An 11258-nucleotide genomic window follows, 5' to 3' on the forward strand; every position below is an offset into this window, starting at 1 on the left:
CGTCTTCGTGGTTGCCGGGTTGCTCGAGAAGAGTCAGAAGCGGTCGATCTTCAGGTCGTCTTGCTCTTCGGTGAGCGAGATCTCGTCGTCGCCCTTGGCTTCCTTGTCGAAGTCGTCCCACGAGCTGTCCGACGTCCCCGAGATGCCCTTGAAGCGCAGCGCGAAGTCGTCCGGGTTCGACACGTGGAGGAGAGCCTCCTCGTACGTGACGAGCCCCGCCTTCACGTGCTGCATCAGCGACTGATCGAAGCTCTGCATGCCGTAGGTGGTGAAGCCCTTGGCGATCGCGTCGTTCAGCTCCTTGGTCATCTCGGGGTCGGCGATGCACTCGCGCACGCGCGCCGACGCGACCAGGATCTCGACCGCGGGGATGCGGCCCTTGCCGTCGGCGCGCGGGATCAGGCGCTGACTGATGACGCCCTTGATGATGCTCGCGAGCTGCAGGCGGATCTGCGGCTGTTGGTGCGGCGGGAACACGGAGACGATGCGGGTGATGGTCTCGGCCGCGTCGATCGTGTGCAGCGTCGACATGACCAGGTGACCGGTCTCGGCCGCGGTGAGTGCGGTCTCGATGGTCTCGAAGTCGCGCATCTCACCGACCAGAATGACGTCCGGATCCTGGCGCAGGGCTGCGCGCAGGGCCGTCGCGAAGGAGTTCGTGTCGACGCCGATCTCGCGCTGATTCACGATCGAGCGCTTGTCGCGGATCAGGAACTCGATCGGGTCCTCGATCGTGATGATGTGACACGTGCGGTTGGTGTTGATGTAGTCGATCATCGCGGCCAGCGTGGTCGACTTGCCGGAGCCGGTCGTGCCCGTGACCAGGATCAGGCCGCGCGGCTCCATCGCGATGCGCTCGACCACCTTGGGCAGCACGAGCTGCTCGATCGTCTTCACGCCGAACGGAATCACGCGGAAGACGATCCCGACCGTTCCGCGCTGCATGAAGGTGTTCACGCGGAAGCGGCCCAGGCCCGCGATCGAGTACGCGAGGTCGACCTCGTGGAACTTGTCGAAGTGCGCCTTCTGACCCGGCGTCATGATCGACGTGGCGATGCCGTGCAGCTGCTCCGGAGTCAGTCGCTCGCCGTTCTTCAGCGGTACGAGCGCTCCGTCCACGCGGAAGAGCGGCGGGAGCCCCGCTTTCAGATGGATGTCCGAAGCGTTGCCCTTGATCGCGATGGTCAGGATGTCGTTGAGTTCCATGCCCGCCAGCCCTCACCAGGGCTTCTGCGGGTGGATCGTCCCGGCGCTCCGTGAGCTTGAATCAGTCCGGGGCGGGTCCGTCGTCGTCCGTCGCCACGGACTCGCCGACCGGAACCTTCTTCTTGATCCCGGCGTTGGCGTACACCAGCTCCGCCACGCGGTCGTACACGTCCGGGTTCGCCAAGAGGAACGCCTTGGCGTTCTCGCGGCCCTGCCCGATGCGCGTGCCCTCGAAGCTGTACCAGGTGCCGCTCTTCTCCATGAGCCCGAGCTCGGAGGCCAGGTCGAGGATGTCGCCCTCGCGCGAGATGCCCTTGTCGAACATGAGGTCGAACTCGGCCTGCCGGAACGGCGGCGCGCACTTGTTCTTCACGACCTTCACGCGCGTGCGGCTGCCGATGGCCACCTCGCCGTCTTTGATCTGGCCGATCCGCCGCACGTCGAGGCGCACCGAGGCGTAGAACTTCAGCGCGTTGCCGCCCGAGGTGGTCTCGGGGTTGCCGAACATGACGCCGATCTTCATGCGCACCTGGTTGATGAAGACGAGACACGCGTTCGAGCGCGCGAGGTTGCCGGTCAGCTTGCGCAGCGCCTGACTCATGAGCCGTGCCTGCAGGCCGACGTGCTGGTCGCCCATCTCGCCTTCGATCTCGGCCTTGGGCACGAGCGCCGCGACCGAGTCGATGACCACGATGTCGACCGCGCCCGAGCGCACGAGCATGTCTGCGATCTCGAGCGCCTGCTCGCCGGTGTCGGGCTGCGAGACGAGCAGCTCCTCGACACTCACTCCGAGCTTCTTGGCGTAGCTCACGTCGAGCGCGTGCTCGGCGTCGATGAACGCCGCCACGCCGCCCTTGCGCTGGCACTCGGCCACCGCGTGGAGTGACAAGGTGGTCTTGCCGGACGACTCCGGGCCGTAGATCTCGACCACGCGGCCCTTCGGCAGGCCGCCGATGCCGAGCGCGATGTCGAGTGACGGCGAGCCCGTCGAGATCACGCCGATCTCGCGGTCCAGGTGCTCCTGGCCCATGACCATGATCGCGCCCTTGCCGAACTGCTTCTCGATCGACGCGACCATGAGGTCGACGGCCTTCTGCTTGTCGTCCTTGCTGTTGTTCGTCTGCCCTCGCGACATTTGCTTCTCCTAGCTCTCTGGGGCGAATTCGTTTGCGGATGGGTCCAACCCGGCGCCGAGCGCGAGGTGGGCCAAGGGAACGTACCGAGCGCCGTCGGGGGCAAGACGACTCTCGTAGAGTACGACCTCCGAGACGGTCCAGACAGGCGAAACCGGCGCGGTGAGCCGCTCGATCTCGACCCGCGCGGGCTCGCGCAGCCGGCCGAGCGTGAGGTGCGCCGAGAACGGCCTCCGCTCGCGCTCGGAGCCCGCGACGCGTGCCGCGCCGTCGAGCTTGCGCGCGAGCTTTGCGAGCGAGGCCGAGCCCTGCACCACGCCGAGCCACAGGACGCGCGCCTCGCGCGCGTTGGGGAAGGCGCCGAAGCCCGCGAGCGCGACCTCGAAGGGGGCGACCGTGGCGAGCTTCGCGCTCGCGCGGGCGGTGAGCGCGTCGACCTTGTCCTCGCCGATCTCGCCCAGGAACTTCAGCGTCAGGTGCTGGCTCTCGGGCGGCACCCAGCGCACTCCCCGGGGCACGGCCTCGGCGAGTGTCTCGACGGCGCGCGCCGCGCAGTCGCGCGCCGCGTCGGACAGGTTCACGGCGAGGAACGCGCGCAGCCGGTCGCTCACTTGCGGCCCTCCTGGCTGACCAGCCGCGGGAAGGTCTCGGCACTGATCGGCAGGCCGAGCAGCCGGCGCCGCACCCAATCGAGCGCGAGCTGGCTGGCCAGCTCCTTGTTGCGCGCGCGGTCGGTCATGAGCTGGTAGCGGTGCGCGATCGTGCCCTCGCCGTCGGCGAGCGCGAGCCAGAGCGTGCCCACGGGCTTCTCGCTGCTGCCGCCGTCGGGGCCCGCGATGCCCGTGGTGGCCAGGCCGATGTCGGCGCCCGCTGCGCGCCGCATGCCTTCCGCCATCTGGCGCGCGACCGGCTCCGAGACCGCGCCGTGGCTGGCGAGTGACTCGGCCGAGACGCCCAGCGCCTTCACCTTCGCGTCGTTGGCGTAGGCGATCACGCCCGCGAGCAGGTAGGCGGAGCTGCCGGGCACGTCGGTGAGCCGGCTCGCGATCAGCCCCCCGGTGATCGACTCGGCCACGCCGATGGTGCGCTTGCGCTCGCGCAGGAGCTCGGCGACGACCTCTTCGAGCTTGCGCTCGCCCACGCCCACGACCAGGTCGCCCAAGCGCGCGCGCACCTGCGCTTCGAGTGTGTCGAGCCGTGCTTCGGCCGCGCGGGCGTCGGGCGCGCGCACGAGGATGCGGACCAGGTTGTCGGGGAACTGCGTGCGGAAGCCGATCACCGTGTCGGCGTCGCCCTGGGCCAGGTCGGAGAGCATGCGGTCGAGGTTCGACTCGCCGATGCCGAACGTGCGCAGCAGCCGCGCGCGCACCACGCGCCGCGCGCCGAGCCGCTCGGCGATGCGCGGCACGACCTGCTCGTCGACCATGAGGTAGAGCTCGCGCGGCACGCCGGGCATGAAGAACAGCTGCGTCGGCTCTCCGGCCGGGTGCGGCACCTCGAGCATGAAGCCGGGCGCGGTGCCGATCGGGTTGCGCAGCACCGTGGCGCCTTCGGGGAAGTCGGCCTGCTTGGCGTTGTTGGCGGCCATCTCGCGGTTGAAGCGCCGGAAGAACGCGCGGATCTGCTCGAGTGACTCCTCGTCGCGCACGAGCTTGCGGCCGAAGGTCCGGGCGGCGATCTCGGTGGTGAGGTCGTCGCGCGTGGGGCCGAGCCCGCCCGAGACCAGCACGACGCGCGCCCGCGCCGCGGCCTCGCGCAGCACCTCTTCCATCATGCCGGGGTCGTCCGGGACGCTCACGTGGCGGGCGGTCTCGAGCTCGAGCGCGAGCATGCGCTGCGAGAGGTGTGACTTGTTGGAGTCGACGATCTCGCCGCGCAGAAGCTCGTCGCCGATCGTGACCACCCAGACGCCGTCGCGCGCGCTCACCCGCCGCTCACCCACAGGCGCCACAGCACCTGTCCGCCCAGGTTCGCGTAGAGACCCGCCACGAGGTCGTCGGCCATCACGCCCAGCCCGCCGGGCAGGCGCTCGGCCGCGCGGGCTGGGAACGGCTTCCAGATGTCGAACAGCCGGAACAGCAGGAACCCGACGCCCGCGACCTCGGGCCGGAACGGCAGCGAGGCCAGCGAGACGAGCATGCCCGCGACCTCGTCGATCGTGATGCGGCCGTCGTCGTGGCGGCCGAAGATCTCCTCGGCGCGCCCCGCGGCCCAGATGCCCAGGGCGATCACGCCCCCGCACGCCACGGCATAGGGCAGCGCCCCGAGCCCGCCCACGAGCGCGAAGAGCGCCAGGCCGACCAGCGAGCCGACCGTCCCGGAGGCCACCGGCGAGTAGCCGGAGCCGCCTCCAGTCGCGAGCGCGAGAATGAATATTCTCATGGATTTCCGAGGACTTCTGCGCCTCACCCCAGCGCTCGGCGATGCTAGGTCGCTGTGCACCGGGGGTCAAGAAGGCGAAGAAATAGCGAAATCCGCCAAGACCGCCAGCTCGGTCAAGCGGCCGGCAAGTTGCACCGATGTTTCGCGCTGGAGTCCCCGGAGCTCCACGGGCGGGACGGCATGCGCAACACGGCCTCCGCGGAGGAGATCGCTCCTCTCGTTCTCGAGCTCGCTCGCGCGCTGCGCGCGCGGCGCGTGCACCCCAGCGGCCATCCGGTGGTCGCGGGCGCGCTGCAGCGCGGCGCCGCGATCCTGGGCGCGCTCGCCGGGAGTGACTCGCAGGTGGCGTTCGAGGTCGTTGACTCGGGGCTCGCGCAGCGCGACGGCACGCTGCTCGGCTGCCCGGGCGCCCCCGAGCTCGCCGCCGAGCTGCGCGCGCGCGGCATCACCGGCATGTGCCTCGAGGGTCTGATCCGCGTCGAGGACCTGACTCACCTGGTCGAGACACTGACTCGCGCGCCCGAGGAGCTGCGCAAGGCCGGCGGCGCGCGGCGCGTGTTCGAGGCCGGGCAGCCGCGCGGCATCTCGCTCGAGCTCTCCGAGCCCGCCGCGGCCGCCCCGGCCCCAGTCACCCCGCCCGCGCCGCGGCCGGCGCCCGCGGCAGTCGCGGCGCCAGTCACCGCGCCGCGTCCGGCCGAAGCTGCGCCGCCCGCGAAGCCGGCGGCCGAGCCGCCGTCGTTCCTGACTCAGCACATCGCCGAACTGGTGCGCCTCCTGGCCGAGCTCGAGCGCTGCGACGACTTCGGCGGCTACAACCTGCTCGCGAACAAGGTCGACACCTGCGTCGACGCCTTGGTGCGCGCCAAGCGCTGCCTCGACGGCTACCGCGCGGCGGTGGTGTTCTGCCGCCACGCGACCGACCGCGAGGTGCGGCCCGAGCCGCTGCGCCGCGAGGCCGCCGACCGCCTGCGGCGCATGGCCTGCAACGACGCCATGCTCGAGGCGATCATCGAGCAGGCCACGACCGCCAGCGGGCTGGCCAGCGTGCAGGCCACGCAGGTGCTGATCGCCATCGGCGTGCCGGCGGTCTCGGCGCTGCTCGCGCACTGCGCGGGCGCGAAGGACGCCTCGCGCGAGCGCGCGGCGCAGACCCTGATTGCGATGGGCGACGACGCGCTGGCCGCCGTGGTCGACGAGCTGCGCTGCGGCGTGAGCGAGCGCGCGCGCCGCGCCGCTCGGCTGCTGGGCGAGATGCAGAACCCGCGCGGCATCCAGTTCCTCGCCGACTCACTGCGCGCGAGCGACGTCGCGGTCGCGCGCGAGGCCGCGCGCGCGCTGGCCCGCGTGGGCACCGACGCCGCGGTGGCGGCGCTGGTGGCCGGGCTCAGGCTCGCTCAGCCCGTGGCGGAGACCTGCGCGAGCTGTCTCGGCGGCATGCGCCAGGCGTCCGCGGCGCGCGCGCTCGGTGACTTGCTCGACCTGGAGCGCGATTTTCCCGACGGCCTGCGCCGCGAGGCGATCCGCAGCCTGGGCCGGCTGGCCTCGATCGATGCCTTGAACCGGCTGAAGCGCGTGCTCGACCACGCGCCCTTCTTCGGCCGCACCCGCTTCCGCTCGCTGCGCATCGCCGCTGCGCAAGCGATCGGGCAGATCGGCGGCCCGGTTGCGCTTCAGACCCTCCACCCCCACGCGCGCGGGGGCGACGCCGACGTACGGCAGGCGTGTCAGGAGGCCATCCGCCGCATCGAGCGCGCGGCGGCCGGAACGTGACGGCCGTCGCCGGGTGAGTGCGGGCTCGACCGCTATGCTTCACATGTGCGGACACTGGCCCTGGACTGGGGAGAGCGCCGGATCGGCGTCGCCATCAGCGATCCGACCGGACTCATCGCCCAGCCGCTGGAAACGATCCCCGCGCACGCGGGCGGCCGCGACGCGCTCGAGCGCATCGCGGAGCTGGTGCGCTCGCACGAGGTCGGAGAGATCGTGGTGGGCCTGCCCGTGCACATGAACGGCCGCTCCGGCCCCGAGGCCGCCAAGGCGCGCGCCTTCGGCGAGCGCGTGCGCAGCCGCGCGGGCGTGGCCGTGGAGTATCTCGACGAGCGCTGGACCTCGGTCGAGGCCGAGCGCGCGCTGGCCGAGTCGGGCATGAGTCGGCGCGAGCAGCGCGGCAAGGTCGACCCGGTCGCGGCCGCGATCCTGCTGCGCACCTGGCTGGAGATGCGCCGCAAGTGATTCGCGCGCTTCTCGCCGCGCTGGTGCTGATCGTGCTGGCGGCCGCCGGCGCCGTGTATCTGGGCGCGAGCGCCCTGCGCGAGGCCGCCGACCCGCACGGCGCAGCCCAGGTATTCTGGGTCAACGCCAACGAGTCACTCGAGCCGATCGCGCGCCGGCTCGACGACGACGGGCTCCTGCCCAGGCGCGCCTTCTTCGGCCCGCACGTGTTCGCGCTCTACGCCAAGTTCACCGGCAAGGACCGGGCGATCAAGAGCGGTGAGTACGAGCTCGGCCCGTCACTCACTCCGATCGCCATCCTCGACAAGCTGGTCACGGGCCAGGTGAAGATGCACGAGGTCACGCTGCCCGAGGGCCTGCGCCTCGACGAGGTAGCGGCGCGCCTGCAGGCCGCCGGAATCTCCGACGCCGAGGAGTTCCTGGCGCGCGCCAACGACCCGGTGCTGTGCAAGCGCAAAGGTCTCGAGGCCCAGAGCTTCGAGGGCTACCTGTACCCGGAGACTTACCGCTTCCACCGCGACACGCCGCCGGAAGAGATCGTCTCGACCATGCTCGACGAGCTGCGCCGGCGACTCACTGCCGACGACTTCGCGGCGATCGAGAAGTCGGGCCTGAGCCTGCACCAGGTGGTCACGCTGGCGTCGATCGTCGAGAAGGAGAGCGTGCCCGGCCCCGAGCGCCCGCTGATCGCCGCCGTGTACCGCAACCGGCTCAAGATCGGCATGCGCCTGCAGTCCGACCCGACCGTGATCTACGGCGTGCTCCAGACCCGCGGCACGTTCGACGGCAACCTGCGGCTGGTGGACCTGCGCGAGGACAACCCCTGGAACACCTACACGCGCGCCGGGCTGCCGCCCGGACCGATCGCCAATCCGTCGCTCGACGCGATCCACGCGGTGTTACACCCCGAAGATGCGCCCTATCTCTACTTCGTCTCCCGCAACGACGGCACCCACCAGTTCTCCGCGACCTTGAAAGAGCACAACCGCGCGGTACAACGCTACCAGATGCGCCGCCAGGCGAAGAACGACGTGGGGACGAAGGCAGAGACGAAGGATGGGAAGCGCCGCTAGCTACTTCGAGAAACGGGTGCCCGAGGCGTGGAATCGCCGGCTCGCAGAGCAGGTGGCACGCGGTGCGGAGGGCGCCGACCTGCTCGCGAAGATGCGCGCCGCCGACTTCGCGCTCGAGATCGCGCTCGACGAAGGCGAGCGGTACCACCTGCGCGTGAACGGCGGGACCATGCGCGCGGTCACGGCCTCCGACCCGAAGCCCCTGGTGACTCTGGGTCTCTCGAACGGCGACTGCGAGCAGCTCGAGGCCACGGTCGGCGCCTCGCCGATGAGCCTGCTCGGCGGCGTGGCCGGCAACCCCGACTTCGTGCTGACTCCCGCGCGGCTCGACGCGCTGCGCGCGATCGAGGGCACCATGCGCATCGAGGTGAGCGGCCAGCGCCCGTGGGGCGTGGTGCTCCACTTCGGCGCCCCGCCCATCCCCGAAGTGACCACCAAGGTCGCCATCAGCGACGAGTCCTTCGCGCAGCTCCTGGCCGGCGCTCTCGATCTCCAGGGCGCGTTCATGGGCGGCAAGCTCCTGCTCGACGGCAACGTCGAGGTGCCCATGAAGATGGCCATGGCCATCATGACCCCCGCCTGAGCGGGTCCCGGTCGCGCACAGCCCGACCCACCACCCGCGCCAGGGCAGCAAGCGAGCGCGGAAGCGCGAGCGCGCAGCGAGCCGCAGGCGAGCGAAGAGTGGGTGGCCGGGCTTCGCCCGGCCGGGCCCCACTCAGGTAGGCATGGCGACTTCGCGCAGCAGCTCGATCTGGTCCAGCGCCTTGCCGGCGCCCGCCGCCACCGCCGTGAACGGGTCGTCGCCGCGCACGATCGGGAGCTTGGTCTCCTGGCGCAGGAGCTGGTCGAAGTCGCGCAGGAGCGCGCCGCCGCCCACGAGCACGATGCCGCGGTCGACGATGTCGGCGGCCAGCTCCGGCGGGGTGCGCTCGAGCGTCTGCAGGACCGTATCGATGATCTGGTGGATCGGCTCGGCGAGCGCCTCGCGCACCTCGTCGGACGAGAGCACGATCATCTTCGGGATGCCGGCGACCAGGTCGCGGCCCTTGATCTCCATGGTCTTGCTGGGGCCGTTGGACATGGCCGTGCCGATGGTGATCTTGATGATCTCTGCCGTCCGCTCACCGACCAGGAGATTGTGCTTGCGCTTCACGTAGTGGATGATCGCCTCGTCGAGCTTGTCGCCGCCGACGCGTACGGAGCTGGAAGTCACGATCCCGGCGAGTGAGATCACCGCCACGTCGGTCGTGCCTCCGCCGATGTCGATCACCATGTTGCCGGTCGGCTCGGTCACGTTGAGCCCGGCGCCGATCGCGGCGGCCATGGGCTCCTCCATGAGATACACCTCGCGCGCGCCGGCCGAGATGGCCGACTCACGCACGGCGCGCTTCTCGACCGAGGTGATGCAGGGCGGCACGCAGATCACGATGCGCGGGCGCACCAGCCGGCGACGGTTGTGCGCTTTCTGGATGAAGTAGCGCAGCATCGCCTCGGTGACTTCGAAGTCGGCAATGACTCCGTCCTTGATCGGGCGGATGGCGCGGATGGTGCCCGGCGTGCGGCCGACCATCTCCTTCGCTTCCGTGCCGACCGCCAGCACCTTGCGGGTGCCGTTCGGACCGTCCGCCACCGCCACCACCGACGGCTCACTGCAGATGATTCCCCGGCCTTTGACGTAGACGAGGACGTTCGCGGTGCCGAGGTCGATCGCCAGATCGTTCGACAAGAGCCCCGCCAGCCACCTGTACATGTGTCGCGCTCCGCGTGCATCCCGGGGCGAGAGGACCCCGAACAACGTCATTCATCGGCAGGGGGGTCGAGAACCTGAGCGGCTGCGGTGCGTTGGCTCCCGGGCTTACGGATTCGAGGGGGGCGGGCTCTGGGGGGCGTCGGGTGTGGGCGCGGCCGGGCCCGCCAGCGGCTGGTCGACCAGCTGCAGGAGCTCCTGCACGCGGCCGCGCACCTCGTCGAGCCGCGAGCGCTGGGCCGAGATCATGTCGTCGCGTTCCTGGACCGCCGTGCGCAGCACGCGTGTCTCGCTCTCGAGTGAGTCGATGCGTCCGCTGAGCGACACGTAGCTCCACACCAGGAGCACCACGGCCACCACCAGCCCGATCACGAGCGCGAGCTGCAGCCGGCTCTGTGAGTCGCGCGGCTTCGCGCTCGCGCTGCGGCCGGTGAAGCCACCGGCCGGGATCGAGCGCAGCTTCGGCTCCTGGTCCATCGCGCCTAGCTCTGGATCACGAGCTTCGAGAGCGAGGTGCGGCGCAGGTTGGTCTTCTGGATCGTGCGCACCAGCTCCGTGACCTTCTCGGTGTCGGTCTCGAACGGGTTGTTGCAGATCACGCGCACGTTCAGAAGGTTGCCCAACCGGATGTTCGACCAGTCGAGGTCGTACTGGATGTTGTTCTGGCGCGCGAGCTTGATGAAGTCGCCGCGCATGCGCGCGCGCGTGTCCTGCGGCGGCTCGGTCTTCGCCTTCTCGATCTCGGCGTCGGCGTACAGACGGTCGACGTGGTTGTTGCGCTCGAGCATGTAGAAGAAGCCGCGGTCCTGGCGGATGTCGTGGAACTGCAGGTCGATCATGAACACGCGCGGGTCGTGCCAGCTGATCTGGTGCTTCTCGATGTAGCCGCGCAGGACCTTGCGCTTGATGATCCAGTCGATCTTGCGGTCGAGCTTCTCGGGGTCGGTGTCGAGACAGTCGAGGATGTACTGCCACTCGCGCACGCCCTCGCGCAGCTGGTCGCTGACCGGGAACTGCTCGATGTAGCGCTGCGCCATCTCGCAGTAGTCGCGCTGGATCTCGATCGGCGAGTACTCGCGGCCGTTCTCGAGCCGGAGCTTGCGCTTGCAGGTCGTGTCGTAGCTGATGTCCTTGATGGCCTTCACGGGGTGGCGCAGCGTGAAGTCCTTGTTGATGAAGCCGTCCTCGATCATCTGCAGCACGACCGCGCAGGTCGCGATCTTCACGAAGTTCGTGTACTCGCTCATGTTCGAGTCACCCACGATCACGTGCAGGCGGCGGAACTTCTCGCGGTCGGCGTGCGGCTCGTCGCGCGTGTTGATGATCGAGCGGTCGTTGGTCGTCGTGCCCGAGATCTTCTGGTAGATGTGCTGCGCGCGCTGACTCACGCAGTAGTGCACGCCGTCCTGGGTCTGGAACACCTTGCCCGCGCCCGAGAAGATCTGGCGCGTGACCAGGAACGGGATCAGCTGCTCGGCCAGGTAG

Annotated in this window: 12 protein-coding genes; 4 read left to right on the plus strand and 8 right to left on the minus strand. The window is 70.0% G+C overall.

The window, feature by feature from the left end:
• Nucleotides 1-33: 33 nt before the first annotated feature.
• The 5 genes from VMR86_22325 to VMR86_22345 form a co-directional block, all read right to left on the minus strand.
• The gene (locus VMR86_22325) at nt 34-1206 is read right to left on the minus strand and encodes a type IV pilus twitching motility protein PilT (GenBank protein ID HTO09804.1); all 1173 of its coding nucleotides are present in this window, start codon (nt 1204-1206) and stop codon (nt 34-36) included.
• Between the two features lie 61 nt (nt 1207-1267).
• Nucleotides 1268-2341: a recombinase RecA gene (gene recA, locus VMR86_22330; GenBank protein HTO09805.1), complete on the minus strand. Its 1074-nt coding sequence runs from the start codon at nt 2339-2341 to the stop codon at nt 1268-1270.
• 9 nt (nt 2342-2350) lie between these two features.
• A complete protein-coding gene (thpR, locus tag VMR86_22335; GenBank protein HTO09806.1) occupies nt 2351-2950 on the minus strand; it encodes an RNA 2',3'-cyclic phosphodiesterase in 600 nt (199 codons plus the stop codon).
• The gene (locus tag VMR86_22340) at nt 2947-4266 is read right to left on the minus strand and encodes a competence/damage-inducible protein A (protein ID HTO09807.1); all 1320 of its coding nucleotides are present in this window, start codon (nt 4264-4266) and stop codon (nt 2947-2949) included. The genes thpR and VMR86_22340 overlap by 4 nt, the downstream gene beginning before the upstream one ends.
• Entirely contained in the window at nt 4263-4721 is a 459-nt protein-coding gene (locus VMR86_22345; protein HTO09808.1) for a phosphatidylglycerophosphatase A, read from the minus strand. The genes VMR86_22340 and VMR86_22345 overlap by 4 nt, the downstream gene beginning before the upstream one ends.
• Before the next feature lie 180 nt (nt 4722-4901).
• Here VMR86_22345 and VMR86_22350 point away from each other — a divergent pair, with 180 nt between their 5' ends.
• Genes VMR86_22350 through VMR86_22365 form a run of 4 tightly spaced genes read left to right on the plus strand, consistent with a single transcriptional unit; the run spans nt 4902 to nt 8609 of the window.
• On the plus strand, nt 4902-6491 hold the full coding sequence (locus VMR86_22350) for a HEAT repeat domain-containing protein (protein HTO09809.1): 1590 nt from the start codon (nt 4902-4904) through the stop codon (nt 6489-6491).
• 45 nt (nt 6492-6536) lie between these two features.
• Complete coding sequence (gene ruvX / locus VMR86_22355) at nt 6537-6953, plus strand: Holliday junction resolvase RuvX (protein HTO09810.1); 417 nt, start codon at nt 6537-6539, stop codon at nt 6951-6953.
• On the plus strand, nt 6950-8026 hold the full coding sequence (gene mltG, locus VMR86_22360; GenBank protein HTO09811.1) for an endolytic transglycosylase MltG: 1077 nt from the start codon (nt 6950-6952) through the stop codon (nt 8024-8026). The genes ruvX and mltG overlap by 4 nt, the downstream gene beginning before the upstream one ends.
• The gene (locus tag VMR86_22365; protein HTO09812.1) at nt 8010-8609 is read left to right on the plus strand and encodes an SCP2 sterol-binding domain-containing protein; all 600 of its coding nucleotides are present in this window, start codon (nt 8010-8012) and stop codon (nt 8607-8609) included. Before mltG ends, VMR86_22365 begins: the two co-directional genes overlap by 17 nt.
• A gap of 132 nt (nt 8610-8741) precedes the next feature.
• On the opposite strand, the gene VMR86_22370 is transcribed toward VMR86_22365, so the two are convergent.
• The 3 genes from VMR86_22370 to VMR86_22380 form a co-directional block, all read right to left on the minus strand.
• On the minus strand, nt 8742-9776 hold the full coding sequence (locus tag VMR86_22370) for a rod shape-determining protein (GenBank protein HTO09813.1): 1035 nt from the start codon (nt 9774-9776) through the stop codon (nt 8742-8744).
• A 105-nt stretch (nt 9777-9881) separates the two neighbouring features.
• Nucleotides 9882-10250: a hypothetical protein gene (locus tag VMR86_22375; protein ID HTO09814.1), complete on the minus strand. Its 369-nt coding sequence runs from the start codon at nt 10248-10250 to the stop codon at nt 9882-9884.
• A gap of 5 nt (nt 10251-10255) precedes the next feature.
• Nucleotides 10256-11258, minus strand: a 1003-nt coding sequence (locus VMR86_22380; protein ID HTO09815.1) for a proteasome accessory factor PafA2 family protein, incomplete at its 5' end; no start/stop codon positions are given.

It is taken from the genome of Myxococcota bacterium (assembly GCA_035498015.1).
In the GTDB taxonomy this organism is placed as follows: Bacteria; Myxococcota_A; UBA9160; order SZUA-336; family SZUA-336; genus VGRW01.

Excerpts from the sequence above, each read along its gene's own strand:
- VMR86_22325 (HTO09804.1), bottom strand. The coding sequence starts at position 1,206 with ATGGAACTCAACGACATCCTGACCATCGCGATCAAGGGCAACGCTTCG.
- VMR86_22375 (HTO09814.1), bottom strand. The coding sequence starts at position 10,250 with ATGGACCAGGAGCCGAAGCTGCGCTCGATCCCGGCCGGTGGCTTCACC.
- VMR86_22365 (HTO09812.1), top strand. The coding sequence starts at position 8,010 with ATGGGAAGCGCCGCTAGCTACTTCGAGAAACGGGTGCCCGAGGCGTGG.
- VMR86_22345 (HTO09808.1), bottom strand. The coding sequence starts at position 4,721 with ATGAGAATATTCATTCTCGCGCTCGCGACTGGAGGCGGCTCCGGCTAC.
- recA (HTO09805.1), bottom strand. The coding sequence starts at position 2,341 with ATGTCGCGAGGGCAGACGAACAACAGCAAGGACGACAAGCAGAAGGCC.
- VMR86_22370 (HTO09813.1), bottom strand. The coding sequence starts at position 9,776 with ATGTACAGGTGGCTGGCGGGGCTCTTGTCGAACGATCTGGCGATCGAC.
- VMR86_22350 (HTO09809.1), top strand. The coding sequence starts at position 4,902 with ATGCGCAACACGGCCTCCGCGGAGGAGATCGCTCCTCTCGTTCTCGAG.